The organism is Paenibacillus sp. FSL H7-0735, from assembly GCF_038008505.1.
Lineage (GTDB): Bacteria > Bacillota > Bacilli > Paenibacillales > Paenibacillaceae > Paenibacillus_AQ > Paenibacillus_AQ odorifer.
Genome location: NZ_JBBOZH010000001.1, coordinates 1886192 through 1910150, shown reverse-complemented (window position 1 = coordinate 1910150; position 23959 = coordinate 1886192). Strand labels below are relative to the sequence as shown.

Below are 23959 nucleotides of genomic sequence, written 5' to 3'. Positions count from 1 at the left end.
AACACAAGGTGCCTGGGTCCGGAATGAACCGGCCTAGGCTCTCTGTCTAGTAGACATATTCGTCGTGTGTATCATTGGGTTTGCTAAAATTATATAAGAGAGGGGCTTCTCTATGAGCCAAAACACATCTTCTGCCACACAAAGTGCCTCCAGCACTCCCTCTTCTGAACGTCTGCCATGGGCTGGATTACTCGCCCTAGCTATGACGGGGTTTATCTGTATTCTTACCGAAACGATTCCGGCCGGCTTGTTGCTCCAAATAGGTGAGGGGCTTGGAGTCTCCGAGGCCCTTGCAGGTCAACTTGTCACTTTGTACGCCCTGGGTTCACTGTTGGCGGCGATTCCCTTAACTACCGTGACGCGTGGATGGCGGCGGCGACCACTGCTACTAATGTGCATCCTTGGTTTTCTCATATTCAACACCGTCACCACTTTTTCTTCCAATTATATACTTACGCTGATAGCTCGGTTCTTCGCAGGCGTATCCGCTGGAGTCTTATGGGGGATGATAGCAGGTTACGCCCGGCGCATGGTTCCGGAGTCACTCAAGGGACGAGCAATGGCGGTAGCCATGGTTGGCACGCCTCTCGCTCTGGCACTCGGTGTCCCTGCGGGAACACTTCTTGGCACCCTTGTAGGCTGGCGCTCTATCTTCGGGATCATGTCGCTATTGGCTCTGATGCTAATCGCTTGGGTGTTTTGGAAGCTACCGGACTATCCAGGAGAGGCCCCTGATAAGCGACTCCCTCTCTACAAGGTTTTTGTTATTCCGGGGGTACGGCCGGTACTGTTTGTTGTTCTGGCATGGGTACTGGCACACAACATCTTGTATACCTACATTGCCCCTTATCTTACTCAGGCCGGGCTAACCCAGCGCGTTGACTTGGTACTGCTTATTTTTGGCATTACAGCGCTTGTTGGCATCTGGGTCATCGGTATTTTGATCGACCGCAAGCTGCGTCCATTGGTTCTGATCAGCCTCGCTGCTTTCGCCTTGTCATCCATTGTACTAGGCATTAGTAGCAGCCAGCCCGTAGTGATCTATTTAGTGGTTGGTGTATGGGGGTTGACGTTTGGAGGAGCGGCTACTTTGCTACAGACAGCCGTTGCCGAAACCGCTGGCGAAAGTGCAGATGTGGCCCAATCGATGTTGGTGACGGCATGGAACCTAGCTATTGGCGGTGGCGGCGTGATGGGCGGGATTCTTATTGAAACACTTGGTGTCCGCTCCTTCCCGTGGGTAATGTTTATACTATTGATTCTTGCGCTGCTAGTAGCGTGGCATGCTAAAGATTACGGATTTCCTTCAAGGAAGCGTTAAGCACACACATAAGAAATCCTGCCACAATCATCGAGTTTACAGATAACAGTAGCTGAACAAGAGATTTTTTAAAAAATAAGCCAGTGGTGCATATTAGATAGGACTAATATATGCCACTGGCTTTCTTATATTAGATTTTATAAAATCAACCCTTGATAAATTCTTGCAGATCCTTGGCCGAATTACAGATCTGTGATCGCTGCCAGAACGGTATTATTGAAATAATCAACATACATATTTTTAAATGGCTTCTGGTGATCCAGCTCTACGGATAAATGAACCGTCACCGTCTGATAAATCGGATCCACACAGAGGAATGGACCTGCCGCCCCCCAGTGTGAATAGGCATCAGGAGAGAGCAGATCTCCGCCGTCACGCTTCGTGCCATTAATCGCCCATCCGTATCCCCAGTACGCTTCAGGAAAAACTTCATCTCTATATTGTGAGGATACGCCCGGAATTTGATTGCGGGTCATTTCTTTTACTGTTACCGGACTAAGGAATCGTACTCCGTTATAAATTCCACCGTTAAGGAACATCTGGCCAAAAACAGCCAAATCCATAGCCGTTGAGTAAGCGCCGCCCCCCGCAGATACAGAATTCAAATTGTATTCGCTGTCTACCCATTCCGCGCATGCTGCCTCAGGAGCACGTCTAACTACTCTGTTCCGCACTTCCATTGGCACACGATAATATGTATTTTCCATTCCCAGCGGTTTAAAAATGGTTTCCTTTACGAATACATCATAAGCTTGTCCACTAACACGCCGTATGATTTCACCCAACAGCTCATAACCATATCCACAGTAAGACATCACAGTACCTGGCTCATGGCTAAGTGGTGCATCATAACCGCCATATAAGTAACTATGCAGTTCTGGATCTTGATTAGGTTCGTGTGGAGGATATTCCTCTTGCGCCTGTTTGGCAATTCCATTAGAACGAATCACATCAACCTCAATTCCAGAGGTATGTGTCAACAAATGATGTACGCATACCTTTGTTTTGTTTTCCCCTGTAAATTCGGGGATGTAATCAGAAACCGGCCTATTTAGACCCACTTTCCCTTGTTCCACTAACATCATAATAGCGGTTGCAGTAAATAGTTTTGTTATGGAACAGAGTGGAAATATAGCATCCGCGGTTAATTCCGCTGCGTCTGCTTCAGGGCCTGTTTTTCCATTCGCTTGATGGACCAGCAGCGTCCCCTTTCTCGCAGCAACAATAACTTGCGCAGGTGTGATATTGTCTTCAACCATTTGCGCGGCGGCTGTACGAATGCGCTCCACACCAAAGGCCGAGACACCCGCCTGTTCTAAAGAATTAAATACTAACCCTCTCATCGGTAGCCCTCCAATATAATTCATTTAATACATATATAAACTATTATACAAATATATTAAATAATCCTGCTAGCTTACTATTATCCTGTGCCTGAATTGTTGCTAAAGCTGACCCCGGCTTCTCCCGAAAATCAGCTTAGCTTTGTTTTACTAATTGACCGCTACCTTAAAAGCATCCACATTAAATGTTGTCCCGTTGATGGATAATGTGGCATTGTAATAACCCCGATCGCCACTTGTTTTGCATTTATATTCCCCGGAACATCCGCATACAAAAAATTTAGTTTTGTTGTAACCGGGATATATATTACTAAGTTTTTGGTAAAACAGATGTCCATGATGCGTAAAAATAGCTAGCACCTTATCTCTCACTTTTGTAGGAATGGATGAAAAAAACTTATTCGTCTCCGATGCGCTTAATACATGGGTTGGGTCCACCGTAATCCCGCTCACTTTGAGGGGCCAATGAAAATCTATAATATAATAAAAACTATCATCTAAATTTTTCAACAAATTTATACTACCCGGAGTGAACCGTCCAAGCGCACAATTAAGCCATACATACTTGACCTTCCCCTGAGTACCCGGGAAATTCATTTGCCCTTCATCAGCACCTAAATATTGTCTGAATAAGGACTGTGTACTTGCCTCCCAATTTCCTATAGATGCTTTATAAGGAATACTCCCGAGCGTGCTTGTTACCGTATCCTTGAAGTCCTTGTAGTAAGCATTCGCATTATTTCCATGATTAGCTCCCGCTTGCGTATTATCTCCTCCAAAAATAACAAATCTCTTATTCCCGCTATTCACAGCTTTAGGCAAAAGATTCCTAAAAATACTTGCGCTGTTTCCATACCCCACATGACTATCACCAATAACCGCAAAGTTAATGATTTGTGCTTTTGCCTTAAGAATTAAACTACGTTTAGGCTGCAGTCTGGAGGCAGGTCTTCTTCTCCTACTAGGTTTCACCTGTCTTTTCATCTTAGATTCACCTCTTTTAAAATGGATGAAGGATCATAGTAGTATTTATATTCGCTTTACCTTAGGGACTCTTGGACCAATGGATTCATCTAGGAGATTAGTTCCTCTTATACTTTGTGGTCATTTATGCGGCTTGTCCCAAACGGGAGATTATAATTAGTCCCATAGAAATGAATAATATAATACCATTCATAGACTTATTTATTGATTAAGAAATAAATAAGCATATAGAAAAATCAAAAAGAGGTAACTCAGAAGCCACGAATGGCTATTGAGTTACCTCTTTTAGTTAGAACACTCTTACTTAAATCTTCATGTCCTTACCCGTATAATCTACAAACATGAAATGACCTTCCGGTGTTGTCCGCTTCTCGATCAAGTCCATGATGCCCTCAGCACTTTGGGTCGGATTCGTTGGCGCCTCTGCCCCGCCCATCTCCGTATGCATCCAGCCAGGATGTACGCCGAGTACTTGTACCCCTCGTTCTTTTAAATACACATGCAGTTGCTGTGAGAACATATTAAGTGCCGTTTTGGAGATGGAATATGGATAGTCTCCCGAATAAGCATTAGTAATGCTGCCTGCTTCCGACGATATATTGATAATCGAAAGTTTGGGTTCAGTGAGCAGCGGCAAGAAATGCTTAACCACCCGCATCGGTCCGTAAAGATTAATATCCATCGTGGTAAGCATATCTTGGAAATCCAGCTCTTCAATCTGTGTGTCCCTGGCGGTCAGCACCGCCGCATTATTAATAATGGCACCAAGCGTCCGGCCTTGTCCTTGCAGATTCGCAGCAAGCGCCGCGATTCCTTCTTCATCCGTCACGTCCAGCGCGGCCACAGTCAGCTTCTCGCCATAGGTCGCAGCAAGCTGGGATAGTGCTGTTTGTTCCTGATCAGGACGGCGAACCCCGGCAATGACTCCATGCCCCCGCTTCAATGCCTCAGCCGCCAGCTCATAACCCAATCCACGTCCGGCACCAGTAATTAGTATATTCACTATAAATCCTCTCCTTTATCCTTATCGTTCTCCAGCAGTTCCACAATCATCTTTAACTCCTTGAACGTGTCCAGATAAGCATAACGCCCCCCGGTATACTCACCCTTTTGCTGGAGTGGGAACCCTTTGCCTTCGAGCAGCATAATCTTCTCCTTCATTCCTTCAACCACAAAAGCAATATGATGAGGTCCCTCACCATGCTCATTCAAATAATCACGCCACGTACTGGGCTGCTGATCTGGCTCAATCAGCTCAAGCTGCAGGGAGCCCATATCAAAAAAAGCCAGCTTAGCCCGCGCCACCGTCGCCTCGCCATTATACCGAGTCTGCGCCTTATTTTCTGTATCTGTAACGATAATTTCCGGCTTCTCCAGTCCAAAAAACTCCGCATAAGCCGTGCTTACCTTTTCAACATCATTCACCAAAATTCCAATCTGCGTAACAAAATGATTCCCAAGCCATCCTGACATGTACTCTACCTCCCATTTGTCTGACAAGTCCACCATACCGATTCTTTGAAAAGGCTGTCAAGCCTGAAAAGAAATCGCTCCGGGCCAGTGAAAATTATCCAGAGAAAGTCCAGCCGACTTCGGCGCTATCATAGGCATTTATACCTCTCCAGATGCCGCAACTGGTTAAGAATATTTGGTGCGTGATGTTACTTTTTGTTTCGGTTAATGACCAATTCGGTTATAGAATGAAAAGTTTAAATTAACAAAAGGGGTGAGGAACGATGGACCATAGAAACCTGATGCAGCAGTTTATTTTTGTCGGGCCAACTTCCTTGTTTTTCTTTATTATTGTGCTGATTCCTTTCTTTTTGGGACTCTATTATTCATTTACCAGCTGGAACGGAATCTCGCGGCATGTCGAGTGGACCGGACTGCGGAACTATCTACATATTTTCACCAAGGATCCTTCCTTTCTTAATTCATTCTGGTTCACGGCGAAGTTCACTTTCTTCGGTCTAGTGCTGACCAATCTGCTTGGCTTCGCACTCGCTTATGTGCTGACGCGTAAACTGTTCACACGTAATGTCCTGAGAACGGTATTTTTTGTACCGCATGTCATTGGCGGACTTTTGCTCGGGTTTATTTGGCAGTTTATTTTTGTCAGAGGATTCTCCTCTATTGGGCAGGCCACCGGCTGGTCCTTCTTTAATCTTCCATGGTTAGGCACCGGAGGGACAGCATTCTGGGCGATTGTTATCGTATTTGTCTGGCAAAATGCGGGATATCTGATGGTGATCTACATCTCTGCTATCAACAATGTTCCCCAAAGCCTAATTGAAGCGTCCAAAGTGGATGGAGCCGGACGTTTTCAGGCCTTGCGCCATGTCACTCTTCCACTGGTCATGCCCGCTGTAACTGTTTGTCTATTTCTATCTATCTCCTGGTCCTTTAAGCTGTTTGACCTCAACCTGTCGCTGACCAAGGGTGGACCCTTTAAAGCTACCGAATCTGTAGCCTTGAATATTTACAATGAAGCCTATACCATCAGTCGGTTCGGAATGGGCTCGGCCAAAGCGATGGTTTTCTTCGTCATCGTGGCTTTGATTTCCCTATTACAGGTTAGAGCAACCAAGAAAAGAGAGGTGGAGCTGTAATGGAGACTACCGCCAAGAAATTTAATGTCCCCCTGCTTCTCATCGAAGTGATTGTAATCCTGCTGGGACTTCTATTTTTAGTGCCATTTTACTTTTTGCTGGCTAACTCAGTGAAAAGCTATAGTGAAATACTATCTGACTCTGCTGCGCTGCCTTCAGCACTCCAGTGGAGCAACTACGCGGAAGCTTGGAAAGCTACCAATTTCCCTCGCGCTTTCCTGAACTCTTTTATCATCACGGTGATTAGTAATATTCTGCTAGCATTCCTTTGCTCTATGTGCGCTTACAAAATGGTCCGCAACAACAGCTTGTATAACCGTGTGCTCTATATTGCATTAGTAGCCGCCATGGTTATCCCATTTCAATCAATTATGATCCCGCTGGTGCAGGTCGTCAGCGGCTTGGGCGTCATGGATTCAACCGCCGGTTTGATTTTAGCGTATCTTGGGTTTGGCGCCCCGATGACTGTTTTTCTATTCCACGGCTTCGTCAAATCGGTACCTCTCGATATCGAGGAAGCTTCAAGAGTAGATGGAAGCAGTCCTTATGGTACCTTTTTCCGGATTGTTCTTCCGCTTATGCAACCGATTATCGTCACCGTCATCATACTGAACACCCTGTGGATCTGGAACGATTACTTGATGCCATCGCTTATTCTGCAGGATCCGGTGCTCCGCACCATTCCCATCGCCACTTATAGCTTTTTCGGACAATATACGAAGCAGTGGGATTTGGCGCTTCCAGGACTTGTGCTCGGGATTACGCCGGTGGTCATCTTTTTCCTAGTAATGCAAAAATATATTATTGAAGGCATTGCCCAAGGCTCCGTAAAGGGCTAACGATACATGTTGCTTTCAGCCAGAGAGGATGAATGAATATGAGAACAAAACGTGGAATTCTCCTCGCATGCTCCCTGCTGCTGGCTGCTCTGACAGCCGGTTGCGGACGCAGCAGCGACAATGCAGATGGAGTAAAAACCGTGCATATCTACCAATTCAAGGTTGAAATATCCGAAGCACTGGCTTCGCTCAAGACCGAATTCGAGAAAGAACATCCCGATATTAAGCTTGAGGTGCAAAGCGTGGGAGGCGGGACCGATTATGGCGCCTCGCTGCGTGCCAAATTCTCTTCCGGAGATGAGCCGGATATCTTCACCATCGGCGGCAACAATGAACGTGATATGTGGCTGGAATATCTGGAGGACCTGAGCGGCGAAGCTTGGGCCAAGGATGTAAAGCCACTCGCAGCAGAACAAATGACCATCGATGGCAAACTCTATGGGATGCCGATGAATCTGGAAGGATACGGCTTCATCTATAATAAGGATCTATTTAAGAAAGCCGGAATCACCGAGAAGCCATTAACGCTAACCGCTCTGCGCGAAGCCTCCGAGAAGTTAAAAGCGGCAGGCATCACACCTTTTGCGAATGGTTACCAAGAATGGTTCGTGCTTGGCAATCATAATGTAAACGTACCTTTCGCCCAGCAGCCTGATCCGGAGGCATTCATCGCCGGACTTACAGACGGTTCCAAAACCTTCGCCGGAGACCCTATTTTCTCCAAGTGGATCGATCTACTTGACCTTACTGTAGAGTACGGCAATAAGAACCCGCTCTCGACCGACTATAATACTCAAGTCACTATGCTAGCGAGCGGCGAAGCTGCGATGATGCAGCAGGGTAACTGGACACAAGGACAGATCGACGGCATCGATCCCAATCTTAATCTGGGCCTCCTGCCCATGCCCATTGACGACACTCCCGAAGACAACGACAAGCTTTATGTAGGCGTACCCAGCAATTGGGTTATCAATAAAAACTCTCCCGTTAAGGAGGAGGCCAAGGTCTTCCTGAATTGGCTCGTCACCTCCGAGACCGGAAAAAAATATATCACCAAGGAATTCCAATTCATCCCTGCGCTCGACAACATTAAGGGAACCGAAGAAGATCTTGGAGCACTAGGTGCTGAGGTGCTGGCCTATACCGATAAAGATCAAGCGCTGACCTGGAACTGGACCCGTCTGCCGAACGGGATGCCACAGGAATTATCCAGCAGCATTCAAGGGTATCTCGGCGGCAAGCTGACCAAAGAAGGGATGTTGAAGGAATTCCAAATCAACTGGGATAATCTCAGTGTGCAGTGATTTACCTACTCTAAATACGACAAACAGCCGCGCAACGATGCGTGGCTGTTTGTTCGTGTTCATTCAATTCCTCTCCGTTCATTAGTCGGAACCCGTTGCTAGTTCGCACGCAGCATACTAATTTGTCTGGCAAGATACACAGGCGTATAGGGCATGTCATCTCGGAGCCAAGAAATAACCGTGCCGATTAGAGCTGCTGAACCGTACCAAACGGCAATGTCCTTCTGTATCGGCGTCTTTGAATGATCAGCAGTCCCCTCCTTTTTCTCCTGGTGCGCAGAAATGATTTCCGCCATCAAATTAAACAGGCGATCTGTAAAAATCGGGCTTCGTTTGGATGTGAGTATGACCTTGTAGAATTTTGCATTTTCCGCAATATGCTTAAGCAGACTTTCTAATATCCTCAAATTCTCTTCATCAACCGACTGGTGATGGTTGTCATCGTTGTTCACCACTTGTAGAATGTCCTCCACCATCTCATCCGCCATCTTTTCCAGCATATCCGGGAGATCCCGATAGTGCAGATAAAAAGTAACCCGATTGATTTTAGCCCGCTCTGCAATACGATTTACTGATATTTTCTCAATATCCATTTCCTCAAGCAATTCAATCACAGCATCTCTAAGCAATTGACGTGTTCGAAGTACCCGGGGATCTGTACGTTGCGTTGTGTTATTCATCTTGTACTCTCCAATCTTTTACTTTCATATTGTAAGCTACATATTTTAGATAATTGTTGTTTTTTAAAAAGAAAAAACTACATTTTTAGAACGAATGTAAACTACTTTACATTTTTTCGCAAATTGTTGCTTGATTACATGAAAATTTCATTTATAATCTAATTCATGCATTGTAAACTATACAACACACTGTAAATTTAGTCCATGATCGACGAGTTGAAAGGATGGAGTGGAGTGAGTACAAAGACAGAAGTAACAAGCAGTTCCGTGAAAAAGGGCCCCATCTTATTCATTATGATTTTGGGCGCCTTTCTTGCGACACTGAATCAAACGGTAATGAGCGTTGCCGTTCCGGAGTTAATGCATGATTTTAATATCTCGGCGGCTACAGCTCAGTGGCTGACAACGGGGTATATGCTGGTTAATGGTGTTCTAATTCCAATTACAGCTTATCTAATGCAACGATTTACGACGCGAGAGCTTTTTCAAGCTTCTATGTTTATATTTTTGGCTGGAACGATCGTATCGGCCCTCGCGACAAACTTCCCTGTTCTGTTGACCGGGCGTATGATTCAGGCAGCTGGTGCCGGGATTATCATGCCACTGCTCACGAATGTCATCTTGACCCTGTTCCCTCCTGAAAAGAGAGGGGCTGCCATGGGGATGGTAGGGCTAGCCATTATTTTCGCGCCTGCGATTGGACCTACTCTGGCTGGATATATTTTGGAACATTATTCTTGGGAGACTATGTTTTATGGCATGATTCCTTTGACCGTCATTGTAATCATATGCGGATTTATTTATTTAAAAAATGTATCAGAACGCATCTTTCCCAAGTTGGACATTGTTAGCGTAACTCTTTCTACCATTGGTTTTGGAACCTTGCTGTATGGCTTCAGCCGCGCTGCCAGTGCAGGCTGGTCGAGCGCAGAAGTGTTATTGTCTTTAACAGCAGGTGTGCTTTCCCTTGGCTTATTTACTTGGAGACAGCTGGCTTCCCAAAATCCACTGCTTGATCTCCGGGCCTTTAAATACAATATGTTTTCCTTAACGACTGTCATCAGTATCGCAGTTACAATCGTGATGTATGCGGATATGATGCTGCTGCCTCTGTACCTGCAGAATGCCCGCGGTTTTACAGCGATGGAGTCCGGTTTGCTGCTGCTTCCCGGTGCACTCGTAATGGGATTGTTGATGCCGGTAACCGGAAAGCTGTTCGACCGGTTCGGAGCGAAATGGCTCGCCATCATCGGATTGTTAATTACAATTGCAACGACTCTAAGCTTTGTGAACTTAACCGACTCAACCAGCTACATGTATCTGGTATACATGTCAACAGGCCGCCGGATCGGGATGGCTCTCCTTCTCATGCCTATACAAACCTTGGGTCTAAATCAACTACCCGCCAAGCTTAGTGCGCATGGTACAGCGATTTCAAATACCATTCGACAAGTAGCTGGCGCCGTCGGGACTTCCCTGCTCGTCACCGTAATGACGAGCCGTACTACAACGCATATGAAGGATATGCTGGCCTCTGGCAGCACACAGAACGGAACACAGGAACATATGATTATGGAAGCATCCATTCAAGGGATCAATGATTCCTATCTAGTGATTGTGGGAATTGGCATCCTCGGTCTGCTGCTATCTTTCTTTATTAAACGTGTTGGGCAAGCGCCTGATCCTGAGCAAGAACCCAAAGTGAAGCTAAAAAAAGTCATTGCCAAAGAAGCTTGATATATAGAAGTTATCAGCACTGTTTAAGAATCATAAAAAAGAGATCAACGATGAATGACATCGTTGATCTCTTTTTAGTTTGATCTTTATTACAACAATTAGCGACCAAACCATCTGCTAACTTGCATAACTATTTCAGTTTAAAATAGATGGACCTTTTGTCGGACTCAAGCTTGCTATCGTTTCTATAAAGAACAAGGTTGTTCTCCTTGCCTTTGATTATTGGCAGAATAACTTTACCCGAAGCTTCAAAAGAACCCGGTTTACTTGGGGTGACTTCAGGAAAATCAGCTAACAACTTTTCGATATTTTCTCCGAGAGATCCCTCAAAATAATCACTAGAGCCACCAATATAGTATTGTCCACTGGATGTTTCTACCCCCCAAATGGTAGGTGTAAAACTTGAAAGGAACTTCCGCCCTTGGTCCTGACTACCTTTTACAAGAGTGGCGTTCTTCACCTTAAGCGTTACATCAAGCAGGACATAATCTACAGCTACATCGGGATCAGTGACATGTTCCTCAAACCCAAGAGCATGTAATTGTCCGAGAGTAGTCGACGTAACCTTATTGATAGTGAAAGTATATTGAACAGATGTTGAATCACCTTTAGGGCTATAATTGTTATCAAGGTCCGTATAAGTAAAAGAAGTACCTAACTTCACTGCATCTGCAAACGAAACGCCGCTGTTACTGGAAGTCGTAGCGGAAGATGAGGCAGCAGGCTTTGGTGTTGCCTGCGGTGTGGACTCGGTTGCAGGCGGAGTAGATACGGTTGCTGGCTTCGCAGTAGCTTGTGCAACGGTATTGTCCTTATCCGGGACAACGGATGTAGATGTTCCGCCGTTCGCCGATGTGATCACAACAGCTTGACGACTGTTATCCCATTTCACGGTTGCCCCCAGTGCTTCAGATACAGCCTTGGCGGATACATAGCTATGTCCCTCATAGATAATTGGGTACATTGTTCCTTCACTACTTGACAGGTTCACTTTCTGATTATCCACTTCAATGCTGATGGCCGCATTCTGATATGCAGAAATCTTCTTCAATGTCGTGTCTGCGTAAGCGACTGCACCCACAGCCAACAGCATTGAGCTAACTGTAATAATTGACATGACTTTTTTACTTGTTACCTTTAGCATCTTACACTCTTCTTTCATGTTTATGTATATGAATCTCGAAAATTATATCACTTTATATCGAATATTGTAAATATTGGAATGATAGGATATTCGTTCTTTATTTGTGAATACTTAAAAAAGACACATTTCCATTGCCAACGCCACATTTCGCTTTTAATCTCCTAAATAGCGTGAATACTATAGATCTTTATACTCAAACCAAAAAGCAGCCCTGGGGGCTGCCTTAATCAAATTAATTAGTAAGTGTCTTAGAATCATTCTACGCCGAAGCTTCAATGATCTGTCCTGCCAAAGCAATCAAATCCTCCTTGGTCAGGTGTCCACCGGTTTCCCGAATAATATAATTGACACGGGTCTTTGGATTCATCCATGCAACTGACTTGTACTCCATCTTATCAATAGGTGTGTATACCACCTCTTGGCCACTCACTTTTAGCTTCTGCGACTGTGCATTTGCTGGTTCGGATTCAACAGTCGTATCCTTAGGTCCTGCAGGTTCGGCAGCGATGGCAAGAACTCCTCTTTTACCATTTTTCTCTGTGGTCATATTATAGATGATGTTGATAGCTGTACGCTTCTCCTGCAATTTCTTTACATATATTTTCTTATCGGACGCCTTACCCTCGGCGATCACTTGATAGTATATCTTATCCTGTTCTTTTTTCGTCATATATGGAGAAACAATTGCCCTGAAAAAATTGTAGCCTTCCGGAGGCTCTTGCAATTGCAGTGGCATGGAGGTATTGCCGGCAGCATACTTTTCCACATATTCATTATACGTATTAAACGAAAGGGAATAATATGCACCCGCAGTGGGTGATCCCTTAGCATAGGCTTGATATTCCTTGTCATTAATATACACATATCTGATTTCTCCAGGTTTAAGCTCTTCACTTAATGCTTTCTGCTGCAGATCTTTGAGATTCTTGAATTTTTTTTGTTCCTGATCTGTTTTCGCTTTGGCAGCTTCATCGATGCCCTGAGCTATATATTTGACTTCCGCCTTAATGGCGGTTTCTTCCACAGACTGAGCAACAGACTTCTCGGCGTAAGCTTCTCCTTTGAAGCCATAACCTAAACCGAACATTAGGGTCATACTGGTCATGGCAATGAGTGTTTTTCTATTATTCATTAAAATACCTCACCTTCCTGTATATGTAGTACTCTTACATAACACTTACGTTACCGGATTTGTGACATCAAATTTCTATACTTATTTCATCATGTCGGCAGCAATTCGGATAACCTCCTCTTTGGTTAAAGAAGAAGACTCCGGTGCAGCAGTCATATCGTATACTACATTTTGTTCTGGATCCGTCCAGACAAGTCTGTATCTATACCCCAACTTTATTTCATTGTTTGTAGTTTCCGTATAGATCAGTTGGGTTCCGTTAACAAGAATATTCTGTACGATTGTGGTGTTCGTCCTTAGTAAGCTTTCCACCGTTCCGGACTTTGCCTTGATGTGTTTGGCATTAATTCTTACCATACTCTCCCCTTTTTTGTATCTCATCGACGAATAGTCATAATTAATACTGGCCGTAGCTTCTTTTTTCCACATAACCCGGTAACCGCCTTCCAGCTTTATACCATCAGTCAGGGCAAGCAGTTCATTCTCGTTGACCTCAAAATCAGGTTGTATCCATGCTTGATCAAAAACATACCCTTCTGGCAGATACTCCGGACGTGGCAAATATGGCACCTTATACTCTTCTGCTTTGGCTAAATAACTGGAATAATCATTAAATAGCATCGCAGGAATAACTCTGCCAAGCTGAGGACGTTCATCTCCAGCACCTTCCTTTTTTAACACGTAAGAAGCGCCCTCTCCCGGTAGTAATAATTTCTCTACAACTCTATATGCCTCTAAATTTTTTTCACTCAGCAGCTCTTCTTCTTTGGTCGCCACTCTCTGAGGAATTTTTACCTTTGAAGGAACTAACGGATTCTTAGATACTTCAATCGTCCCCCCTTCCTTCGTTGCAAGAAGCGGCTCGTATGGCAGCACCTCATATTGAAATTGGGCAGCTTGCCAGGGACTCTCCTTAAACAAGGAATAGCTGCCTCCTACCAAGATAACCAGGATCAGCACCGCTGCCCATCTCCTTACAGGCCTGCTCCACATGCGCTTACGGTATCGTTTGGCATAGGTTTCTGGCTCCACTCTATGCATAATATCTGGGATGTCTCCCTCTTGCTGGTGAGGTACAGGCTTAACAGCAAGGCGACCATTACCTAGCCCGATGGCTTGGATTACAGAATCATGAACATCAACCAGCGGAAGTTTGGCAGAATTATCCCCCTCCTTCAGAAACAACTCTTCGGAAGTCAATTCGTCCTTGCGCATAGTTGTTTCTCCTTTCTTTCAATGACTTCTCTGAGCTTGCACCTTGTCCGCTCGTACCGTTTCCTAACTGTGACCGTACTTTTACCCAGAATTTCACTAATTTCTGCAAATGATTTATCTTCAAAAATGCGCAAAATCAACAGATTGCGTTCCTCCACGCTAAGCTTTTCCAGGGCAGAGGCCACGGATTCACTGAACAACTGATTTTCTACCATTTGTTCAGCGCTTTTAGTGGTTACATCCTGTCTGAGTAATTTTCGCAGCTGATTTTGAAATTTCTTCCGGCGCAGTTGATTCAGGCAATGATTATAGGAAACCCTGTAGAGCCATGAGTTAAAACTCACCTGAGACTCAAAATGGCCGATGTTCTGGTAAGCCTTAATAAATATGTCCTGAACCGCATCCTCGGCTTCTTCCTTATTGTTCAACAAGCGAAAGCAGTAGAGGTAGATCCGTTGTTGGTAGAGTCTGATAATATCTGAAAAAAGGTAGACTTCCCCCGCTTGTACCCGCTTTATCTTTTCTTCAATAGAGTCCACGACTGTCTCCTTTCTACTATCAGTACAGTTATAACACTTGAGCGGTCTGTTTCGTGACATTTTTTTCCGTTTTAGCTCCGATTTAACGGAACATACACAAAAAAATCGCTGCTCCTCTCCGCAGGGAGGTGAGCAGCGATGCTTAAAACAGAAGAACGCAAGGGATGGTTATACACGTATTTCCGCTCTTCAGATTAAAAATGAACATGAGCTAATTCAGAGTTTTTTTCTCTGCTGCCGGGACTACAGCTTCCAGATACGGTACAGGATGACTGCCGCTTCAGCACGGGTAAGCGTATCGTTCGGCGCAATTCTATTATTCTTTCCGTTTACGACTCCGGATTTGATCAACAATGATGCGCTGTCTTTTGCGTAGCTGGATATACTTGCTTCATCTAGATAAGCAGCTACAGTACCGCTCGCCTTAACTTGCTTGCCGGCTGCCGCCAGCGCGCGTGCTGTCAGCACCATCATATCTTGTCTGGAGATATTGCTATTGGGTCTGAACGTATCATCTTTAAAACCTGTAGCAATTCCCAGTTCCTTCGCGATGACCAGTTCATCATAATAATAGTCCGTCTTTTGGACATCGTTGAACATTATTGCACTTTTGCCCGTTCCCTTCAGTTCAAGCGCTCTTACGAGGAGAGCAATGAAATCCGCTCGTTTGATTGAATCTGCAGGTGAAAAGTTGTTCACCGACGTTCCTTTGATGATATCGCGAGCCGCCATAACGCCTATAGCTTGTTTAGCCCATGACAGATTCTGCAGATCTCCGAAGTCTTTCTTTACGAAGGTTACTGCATAAGTGCTGAAGTGGGTTGTTTGAAAGACAACCGTTTGGGTTGCAGCATCATATCGACCGTTCGGAACCGGCATTACGTTGCCTTTGCCATCGATGTACCAAACGACGATAAGCTCTGGATGGTTAAGCTCCTCCGCTGTCGGCACGTAAGGAATGGCTATCGTTACAGGTGCGTTAGGGTTATTCCAAGGAATAACTTTGTCACCTGCTACTAAGCTTAGACCGATAATTGGATGGTTGCCAATCATATTGCGGGTAGCTGCTTCCAAGCTGTCCTTGGTGACTTTATTTATTCGTATGGATACTTGTTCAGCACTGTCTGTTACATTGGACAACATATTGCTTGGAATTTGAATTGTGGTTTTTTCCGTCTTAAGCAATAGTTCATAGTTTTCTTTCCCCATTAGACTTTGGGTCGGTAATTGTATATCATACCCTTTCGTGTCCGTTTGCTTTGGCACTTCAATGATAATTTGTTTCTTGCCGTTTGCCGCTACACTAGCCAGTTCAAGCGCTTTTTTCATGTTGTCGCTGGAGATCGTACCTATGACATACCCATTATCGGACTTTACCTCCAGTTTAATCGTAACAATACCATCTTTGTTTGTAATGGCTCCAGGTTGTGGAGTTGATACAACATTACCGGTGCTGCTACCCGTTGGTGCATTTGTTGGCGCTGGCGTCGCTGTTTGAACAGGTGTCGGGGTTGCCGATGGTTCCGTTGGGTTTGTTGGATCCGTTGGATCTGTTGGGTCAGTTGGGTCTGTTGGATCGGTTGGGCTCGTTGGTGTCGGTGTCGGTGCTGTTGTCGGCGTTGGGGTTGGTTCCGGACCGGCAGATTTCCCCTTTAAAGTAAGCACACCATAAACGGATGTGTCCATATACCCAGTTCCACTCGTATCGTTCCAAGCCGCGACACTTTGACGTGAGCCCTCTTTAGCATCGTTGATCTGTACATCGAAACCAAGCTTTTTATCGTTGTCCGGAGTGATCCCTTGAAGTGGAATCTTCACTTCAACCGTATAGTTTGTTCCGGAAATCTGGGTTGCCGATTCGAAGCCGGCTGCGATACTTGAAGGATTAAATGAAGTCTCGTTGTCAAAATTGACTCTGTACTGGCCATCATCATCTTGATAAAACGTCGTTTTCCCATTATTTTGGTCCACGAAGATTTCGACCGAATCCTGTTCATGTGCATTCACGCTGCTCTTATCAAGCTGCGTATCACTCACCTGGACTAGGACATATAAATATTGATCATCCCAGAGTGCTTTTGCTACTCCGCTCGCTCCTTGCCAAGCGGTTTGATACCGATTGACCGGAATCTCAGCGGTCTGGCTCCAGATCTCGTCAACTGTTCCGTCTATAACAGGTGCAGCGAATTTGGCAGTAGATTGATTGGCTTCTACTGATTCAGGCTCATGCTCTTCAATGAAGGTATCAGGATCGATAACGCCATAGTAAGCCGGCTTAGCTTGCAGATTTTTATCGAATAACAACGGATTGGATGAAGCTCTCCAGCTTGTATTATCATCCATTCCCCAGAAGGTAACACGTTTGATAGAATCAGCGTGATCCCTGAAGATATTTAACAACTGTGCATACAGATAACCCTGCGCATTAGCAAGCTTTTCAGAAAGCTGATAGTTGCTTCCGGCCTGAATGTCCAGCTCAGTTATGCTTACTTCGACACCCAAGGAAATGAACTTTTCCAAGGATAGCTTCACATTCTCTGGGTTCGTATTGATGCTGTAGTGCCCCTGCATGCCAACCCCGTCGATAAGCAATTTGCCAGGGTGAGTCAGCGCGTACCTATCATTGATTTCTTTGACCATACTGTAGATGGCCTGCGCTTTATTCTGATTGTCTTCGTTATAATCGTTGTAATAGAGCTTAATATCCCAATCTGGATGCGTGTCCAGCACTTCTCTTGCCGCCAGGAAGGCTTGCTCTACGTAATCTGCTCCAATAGCACTTTTCCATGGGGCGGAACGCAGCGCAGTTTTCCAATCTGTTGGGTTGGATGGGTTATCGCTCATCGCCTCATTTACAACATCCCAGGAGATCACCTTGTCACCAAAATGCTCCATAACGGTTTGGATATGGGTCTGCAAATTCATAAGAGCTTCATCCCGTCCCAAGGGGATCGTGTTGTTAGCTGCGTCTGTTGTTGTATTCAGCCATGCAGGCGATTGTTGATGCCATACCAACACATGTCCATGCATCTGCATGCCCTCAGCCAGTACTTTATCTACAATTGTATCTGCCGCGGTAAACGTGAAGTTGCCCTTCGTAGGCTGCAACGCGTCCGGCTTCATGGCATTACCTGCCGTAGCAACATTGTGATGCATTTTCAGAAGCTCAAGTCTGACACCTTCCAGATCCTCAGCGGTTATCGCATTTCCGATCAGAAAATCACTCTGGTAAGCATCCTTAATCGGCACAAGATCTTTTTCGATATCAACCGGGCCAGAGCCTACCTTTTCAAAATTAATATCATCGATATAAAATGAGGCCGCGCTATTACTGGAGCTTTCCACATAAATGGTCAAATACTCACTGCTTACATTGTTATAACGGTAAGTTCCCTCGAACTGAATCCAGCCATCGCTTGCGCTGATGGTTTTAGGTGCGAGCTGCACATAATTGGCGCTGCTTCCATCGCCAACCTGCGTGGACAGCTGAAGCTGCGAGCTTGCTGGCTGGATCAGCTTGACCCATAACGAAATTTTATATTCGTAGCCTTTGTCCACATACTTCTCCACACGTAATGTCGGCCCATGCCATGTACTGGTTCTGCCCTCAACCTTCAAAGCGTATGAACCACCATCCGTATGATTCGCTTCATTAGTAACCGTAAGCGTTTCAGTACCTGCTCTGCCTTCAAAACCACCTGCCGTTTGATCCTCAAAAGTAACAGTGGTAAAAGGTAAAGCTGGGTCTCTAGGTGTTTCTGGTGTTGGAGTTGGCTCTACTGTAGCCACCTTTTCTGTGACCAATACATCCCCAATGTAGAACGGAACCGTTTTCCCGTCATCGTTGGATTGAACACGCAGTGTTGTATCTTTGTCCGTATCCACGGTAAATTTTTTCGTCAAGGTGACCGCTTGGCCTGCTTCATAACTCACATTTGCCAAAAGAGCGTAGCTGCCTATCGCTTGAAGATAAGCTTGGGCACCACTAGGTACAGTCACATCAGCGTCTACATACACGGATGCAGTTACCGTGTAGGTTTTGCCGTTTTCTAGACCCATATCGCTGAATTTAAAATCAACCGCGTCCCAGTTATTCGCTCGGTTGCTTACATATAAAGCTGCCCCGTCAGCATTGCCAGTAAAAACTTTATCGGTGACAGGGGTTAGGTTAGCGCTACCTGATTGTGAGGCTAAACCTTTGCCACTCGCAAAAGTTTCGTGATAGATTTCTTTATCCGTTTCCGTCACTGCTTTTTTTGCTGTAATGAGGAGCTCCCCAATGTAGAACGGAACCGTTTTCCCGTCATCGTTGGATTGAACACGCAGCGTTGTATCTTTGTCCGTATCCACGGTAAATTCTTTCGTCAAGGTGACCGCTTGGCCTGCTTCATAATTCACATTTGCCAAAAGAGCGTAGCTGCCTATCGCTTGAAGATAAGCTTGGGCACCGCTAGGTACAATCACATCAGCGTCTACATACACGGATGCAGTTACCGTGTAGGTTTTGCCGTTTTCTAGGCCCATATCGCTGAATTTAAAATCAGCCGCGTCCCAGTTATTCGCTCGGTTGCTTACATATAAAGCTGCGCCGTCAGCATTGCCAGTAAAAACTTTATCAGTCACAGGTGTAAGGCTAGCACTGCCTGCTTGAGCTGCAATACCCTTGCCACTCGCAAAAGTTTCGTGATATACCGTTACCGTATCTGATGATACTGTCGTATCCTGCGCCGCAGCTTCAGTAACCGGAGCGATCCAGCTTGTCGGAATAAGCAAGGCAGCTGCGAGTAAAATCGAGATTACTTGTTTAAGCATTCTACTCATTTAATGCATTCCTCCTCTAGTGATTTTCATACAAATCAGTTAATGACCTACCTTATTAGCACCAGCCCTATATTCCCACGCTAATTTCTTTACCTGCTAAATCCTCAATTTCAACAGTGGCACAATCATTCCGAAGAGCAGTAGAACATCATCACAAATGAATCTTTTTACTTACAGACCCCCTCCTTTTATGTAAACGCTTTCATGTGTACTCACACTATTTTACAGCCTCGCTGCTACGCACTACTACGCTAATATTAAAGGTGTTACCCCCCATAATTATAGGAAAACGTATGTATGATTAAAGATTCTACGTATTTAACCCAAAAGAAAACCCCACTTACGGACCGTTGAACGTAACGGAAGGTAACGGGGACTTGGTTTGTTATTTGTTCTGCGGCGTAATTAAATTGTCTGTTTGGATAACGCTCCAAAATATTCTACAACTACCTCCCGAAATTCCAAAGCAGCCTGAGAAATGTACCGGCTCCTGTGCCACAATAGAGCTATCTCCCTTTCCAATTCGTGATTCTCTACTTGGAGGTATTGGATATCTTCCCGTGAATTCCGTGCCGTGCTTGGTATGAAAGCTAAGCCAATTTCAGCTTCCACAAGAGTGCTAAGCCTTGCAGGTTCATCCCCCTCATACACATATTTAGGCACAAATCCAACCGATTTGCATACAGAGTCTATTAAATCGCGAGTACCATAGCCACTCTTTACACCAACAAACCATTCATCCCTTAGCTCTGTCAAAGATACGCTGCTTCGATTAGCCAGCCGATGCCCCTTTGGAACAGCCACAAGAATCGGATCGATAAAGACGATTTGACATTCGATGTCATCCCCTTTTATTGGAGGTGAGGATAAGCAATAATCAACCTCTCCTCTATTAAGAAGTGTAACCATTTCCTGCGTGGTCAACATTTGCACATGGTATTGAATATCAGGCCGCTTTTTCCGAAACTCTCGCAGGATATTGGGTAATGTGCTTGCGGTCGTCACCGCTAATTCGAGTGTGCCATGTTCAGGACTGGATAAATCGCTAAGCTCCTGTTTTCCCTGCTCCAATTCAAATAATGCCCTTTCAGCTCGGCGAAGAAACCGGCTTCCGGACTCATTCAGTCGCAGCTTTCTTCCTACCCGATCGAATAAAGGTACCCCCAGATCCTCCTCCAAACGCTGAATCGTTTTGCTTAGTGAAGATTGAGTAACGTGTAGATTTCGTGCAGCTTCAGTCATATGTTCCAACCGAGCTACAGCGAGAAAATATTGCAGTTGCAGAAGTTCCATTTCGCACCTCCATTCATTCCCTCAAGTCAATGAGATCATAACATAAAATGCGTTGGAATGAATAATCGATTTCAAGTACGATGACATTAATAAGCTTTAGGGGGATTTAAAATGAGTGTTCGCAACAGGTGGTTAATGATTTCAGTAGGTCTGGGGATTTTATTGAACCCTTTAAATTCTTCGATGGTGTCTGTGGCTATTCCAAGGCTGCAAAATGTATTCCAGCTTGACTATACAGGTGTTTCCTGGATTATTTTTTCTTTTTACATTGCAAGCAGCATCGCTCAACCTGTCATGGGAAAGGCCAGCGATTTATTCGGCCGGAGGAAATTATTTCTTACCGGGCTTGTCGTATCCTTCATTGCAGGTTTATTAGCTCCTCTCTCCCCAAACTTTGGCTGTCTCATCGTGTTCCGTATTGTGCAAGCCATTGGAACTAGCATGATGGTTGCCGTTGGAATGGCCATTGTGCGGATTCATATTACGGAGAAACAAGCGACCGCACTGTCTGTTTTATCCATCTTCCTATCCGGCGCGGCAGCAATTGGACCCTTTATTGGCGGGGTTATTATTCACTGGTGGGACTGGCCAGCTATCTTTTTCGTCAATATTCCATTCGTGGTGGCGAGCTTTCTATTATCTTGGAGGCATATCCCCAAGGACGAACCGTCAACAACCATTACCCGGGGAATGTCCCTGCGCAAATGGTTTGATTTGATTGATGCGTCAGGAATCCTGCTCTTCACTGTGGGGCTGGTTGGCGTGCTCCTTGGATTGCTTTCAGCAAAATCATCCGGACATATCTCATTAATACATGTCATTACCTTGCTAACAGGACTCGTTCTGCTGGGGGCATTCGTCCGGCATGAGCTAAAAGCGGCGTCACCCTTTATTCCTTTACGTACATTTGCCAAATATCCGGCAATGACTTGGGTTAATGTTGAATTCATGCTCGTTAATGTACTTTTTTACTCACTCTTTTTCGGGATTCCATCCTACTTGCAAATGGTACGTCATGTCAGTGAATTCCAAACTGGGATTCTCATGCTAACGCTGGGATTATGCTCGCTGGTTACTGCTCCAATAGCAGGACGCTGGATCGATAGATCAGGACCCCGGCCAGCATTGCTGGTGTCCGGGGTCCTGATGACATTGGGATCAGTGTGGCTTGTGACCTTAAATCAGACTTCACCGGTGATCAGTGTATGTGTGGCTTTAGCTGCATTTGGTATTAGCAACGGATTGAACAATGTCGGCCTGCAAGCAGCCTTGTTCCAAAGTTCTCCAAAAGAAATCATCGGTGTTGCCTCCGGATTATTTAATACATCGAGATACCTGGGAACCATTCTCTCTTCATTGTTAATAGGTATCATAATGGGAGGTAAGTTTAGCTTCGAGGGATTTCAAGTCCTTGGGGTTATCCTCACGGTAATTGCATTGTCTTTGGTATTCATGAGTCGGAGGCACCGTGAGTCAGGGCAATTGCATGAGCCGGCTAATTCGGGCGCTAACAAATAGGAAAGTATAGACAAATAAGACCTGTCATCAGACAGGTCTTATTTTGTTCTTTTAACGAGATCAATTGATCCCCCTTCTGCCACTTATAGAGTTTTCAAGCTTACATTGCATATAAAAGGTATATACGATACCTCCAAAAAACAATCCAACAGTTAGCCCATTTGCTGAAGAATAAATGATATGAAATACGCTGCTATGGTAAAAAATCGACATCACATTCAGAATATATTTAACAATAAAATTCAGTAGGACAATAAATAATGGAAGATAACTTTTCTTTTTGAACACTACTGATTCTTTTCTAACAAAGGATTGGTACCTCTTATTTAAAAGATAGCCAATCAGGAAACCTGGAATGATAAAGATCATATAACTCGTCAACGTTAGACCTAATTGAGGAAAAGTAGTTGTTATTGTCCGTAATCCCCATGCCATAAAAATAAGCGGGGCAATAAACATCCGTGAAAAAATAACAGGCCGTTCCTGAGAATTTTTAATCCCCATTATGAACAAAAGAATGAATAATATCCACACCCATGATGGTGTGCTTGAAATTACTTGTGTGACTGTAATGTGCATTATATTTCCTCCTTGTATAGAGCGTTGCAGTTCCACTGTGTTGCCTTACTAATAATAAAAAATCATAGGGACTAACACATCTACACAGCGATTGATTTATAAGCAACGATACCTCTATCTAGAGATATACAATGTTTGAGCAGACCCCACAAACAAAACAAAAAAAGACCGGTTGTGGCCGGTCTTTCTAACTACATGGCTATTTTTTTATAGAACAACTTCTCCCTCTGTTACTCTACCATCCCTGTCCGTATAGCCAATACAACAGCTTGTGTACGATCTTCGACCTCAAGCTTTTGGAGAATACGATGAATATGAGTCTTAACCGTGCCCTGTGAAATATTCAGAATTTCCGCAATTTCAGAGTTCCTGCGCCCGTATGCCATTTGTTGGAGTACATCAAGTTCACGTTCGGTCAGAGATTCAGAAAAATCATCTGATGCTTGCTCTGTTTTGTTTAGTTTAGCATCACTCGAAATGGCTGCTATAAGCGCCTTACTTGCAGTAGGTGTCCTGTAAATTGCATTACCTTGATTCGCCCAGCGTATTCCCGCAAGAACTTCTTGCATATCCGTATCCTTCAACAAGTACCCTACTGCGCCTGCACGTATCCCTTCAATAACATAGGCTTGAACATCAAAAGTGGTTAGAAGTACAATCTTAATTTCTGGACTTACACGGAGAACTTTGCGAGTTGCTTCAAGCCCCGAGGAATTAGGCATTTGAATATCCATTAACACAATATCGGGTTTAGTTTCAAGTGAAACAAGGTAAGCTTCCTCCCCATCACAGGCTTCTCCTACGCATTCCATATCAGGTTGTGAATCTATAATGTACCTTAATCCTTGCCGGACGAAAGGCTGATCGTCAGCAAGTACAATCCTAATTATTTTATCCAAGT

The 23959-nt window shown here is 44.7% G+C and carries 19 protein-coding genes; 6 read left to right on the top strand and 13 right to left on the bottom strand.

Features of this window, described 5'->3' with window-relative positions; genetic code table 11:
- Window positions 1-112: 112 nt before the first annotated feature.
- Window positions 113-1321, top strand: a complete 1209-nt coding sequence (locus tag NSS82_RS08585; RefSeq protein WP_076273939.1) for an MFS transporter — start codon at window positions 113-115, stop codon at window positions 1319-1321.
- A gap of 182 nt (window positions 1322-1503) precedes the next feature.
- Here the strand turns inward: NSS82_RS08585 and NSS82_RS08580 are convergent, their stop codons facing one another.
- The 4 genes from NSS82_RS08580 to NSS82_RS08565 form a co-directional block, all read right to left on the bottom strand.
- Entirely contained in the window at window positions 1504-2664 is a 1161-nt protein-coding gene (locus tag NSS82_RS08580) for a serine hydrolase domain-containing protein (RefSeq protein ID WP_051490870.1), read from the bottom strand.
- A 150-nt stretch (window positions 2665-2814) separates the two neighbouring features.
- Window positions 2815-3648, bottom strand: coding sequence for a metallophosphoesterase family protein (locus tag NSS82_RS08575; protein ID WP_076273940.1), 834 nt, complete (start codon window positions 3646-3648; stop codon window positions 2815-2817).
- A 304-nt stretch (window positions 3649-3952) separates the two neighbouring features.
- Window positions 3953-4651, bottom strand: coding sequence for an SDR family oxidoreductase (locus NSS82_RS08570; RefSeq protein WP_036675756.1), 699 nt, complete (start codon window positions 4649-4651; stop codon window positions 3953-3955).
- On the bottom strand, window positions 4651-5121 hold the full coding sequence (locus NSS82_RS08565; protein WP_076273941.1) for a VOC family protein: 471 nt from the start codon (window positions 5119-5121) through the stop codon (window positions 4651-4653). Before NSS82_RS08565 ends, NSS82_RS08570 begins: the two co-directional genes overlap by 1 nt.
- Window positions 5122-5384: 263 nt before the next feature.
- Here NSS82_RS08565 and NSS82_RS08560 point away from each other — a divergent pair, with 263 nt between their 5' ends.
- From NSS82_RS08560 to NSS82_RS08550, 3 genes are read left to right on the top strand one after another with little or no spacing between them, the layout of a single operon-like run.
- On the top strand, window positions 5385-6257 hold the full coding sequence (locus NSS82_RS08560; protein ID WP_341109724.1) for a carbohydrate ABC transporter permease: 873 nt from the start codon (window positions 5385-5387) through the stop codon (window positions 6255-6257).
- Window positions 6257-7096, top strand: coding sequence for a carbohydrate ABC transporter permease (locus NSS82_RS08555; protein WP_036675762.1), 840 nt, complete (start codon window positions 6257-6259; stop codon window positions 7094-7096). Before NSS82_RS08560 ends, NSS82_RS08555 begins: the two co-directional genes overlap by 1 nt.
- A gap of 32 nt (window positions 7097-7128) precedes the next feature.
- Complete coding sequence (locus tag NSS82_RS08550) at window positions 7129-8400, top strand: ABC transporter substrate-binding protein (protein ID WP_143761404.1); 1272 nt, start codon at window positions 7129-7131, stop codon at window positions 8398-8400.
- 98 nt (window positions 8401-8498) lie between these two features.
- Here the strand turns inward: NSS82_RS08550 and NSS82_RS08545 are convergent, their stop codons facing one another.
- Window positions 8499-9080, bottom strand: coding sequence for a TetR/AcrR family transcriptional regulator (locus NSS82_RS08545; protein WP_036675766.1), 582 nt, complete (start codon window positions 9078-9080; stop codon window positions 8499-8501).
- A gap of 294 nt (window positions 9081-9374) precedes the next feature.
- Here NSS82_RS08545 and NSS82_RS08540 point away from each other — a divergent pair, with 294 nt between their 5' ends.
- Complete coding sequence (locus NSS82_RS08540; RefSeq protein WP_256717717.1) at window positions 9375-10817, top strand: DHA2 family efflux MFS transporter permease subunit; 1443 nt, start codon at window positions 9375-9377, stop codon at window positions 10815-10817.
- A gap of 130 nt (window positions 10818-10947) precedes the next feature.
- Here the strand turns inward: NSS82_RS08540 and NSS82_RS08535 are convergent, their stop codons facing one another.
- The 6 genes from NSS82_RS08535 to NSS82_RS08510 form a co-directional block, all read right to left on the bottom strand.
- On the bottom strand, window positions 10948-11961 hold the full coding sequence (locus tag NSS82_RS08535; protein WP_076104734.1) for a stalk domain-containing protein: 1014 nt from the start codon (window positions 11959-11961) through the stop codon (window positions 10948-10950).
- Between the two features lie 259 nt (window positions 11962-12220).
- Window positions 12221-13093 carry a hypothetical protein gene (locus NSS82_RS08530; protein WP_038569409.1) on the bottom strand — a complete coding sequence of 291 codons (873 nt, stop codon included), beginning with the start codon at window positions 13091-13093 and terminating at the stop codon, window positions 12221-12223.
- An 81-nt stretch (window positions 13094-13174) separates the two neighbouring features.
- Complete coding sequence (locus tag NSS82_RS08525) at window positions 13175-14308, bottom strand: hypothetical protein (protein ID WP_076104735.1); 1134 nt, start codon at window positions 14306-14308, stop codon at window positions 13175-13177.
- On the bottom strand, window positions 14290-14847 hold the full coding sequence (locus NSS82_RS08520) for an RNA polymerase sigma factor (RefSeq protein ID WP_036675772.1): 558 nt from the start codon (window positions 14845-14847) through the stop codon (window positions 14290-14292). Before NSS82_RS08520 ends, NSS82_RS08525 begins: the two co-directional genes overlap by 19 nt.
- 243 nt (window positions 14848-15090) lie before the next feature.
- A complete protein-coding gene (locus tag NSS82_RS08515; protein ID WP_076273944.1) occupies window positions 15091-19668 on the bottom strand; it encodes an endo-1,4-beta-xylanase in 4578 nt (1525 codons plus the stop codon).
- A gap of 405 nt (window positions 19669-20073) precedes the next feature.
- Window positions 20074-20961, bottom strand: a complete 888-nt coding sequence (locus tag NSS82_RS08510; RefSeq protein WP_038569403.1) for a LysR family transcriptional regulator — start codon at window positions 20959-20961, stop codon at window positions 20074-20076.
- A gap of 111 nt (window positions 20962-21072) precedes the next feature.
- On the opposite strand from NSS82_RS08510, the gene NSS82_RS08505 reads away from it, so the two are divergent.
- Complete coding sequence (locus NSS82_RS08505; RefSeq protein WP_076104737.1) at window positions 21073-22479, top strand: MFS transporter; 1407 nt, start codon at window positions 21073-21075, stop codon at window positions 22477-22479.
- Window positions 22480-22539: 60 nt separating this feature from the next.
- Here the strand turns inward: NSS82_RS08505 and NSS82_RS08500 are convergent, their stop codons facing one another.
- The gene (locus NSS82_RS08500; RefSeq protein WP_076104738.1) at window positions 22540-23058 is read right to left on the bottom strand and encodes a DUF6622 family protein; all 519 of its coding nucleotides are present in this window, start codon (window positions 23056-23058) and stop codon (window positions 22540-22542) included.
- Window positions 23059-23288: 230 nt separating this feature from the next.
- On the bottom strand, window positions 23289-23957 hold the full coding sequence (locus tag NSS82_RS08495; RefSeq protein ID WP_076098888.1) for a response regulator: 669 nt from the start codon (window positions 23955-23957) through the stop codon (window positions 23289-23291).
- Between the last annotated feature and the right edge of the window lie 2 nt (window positions 23958-23959).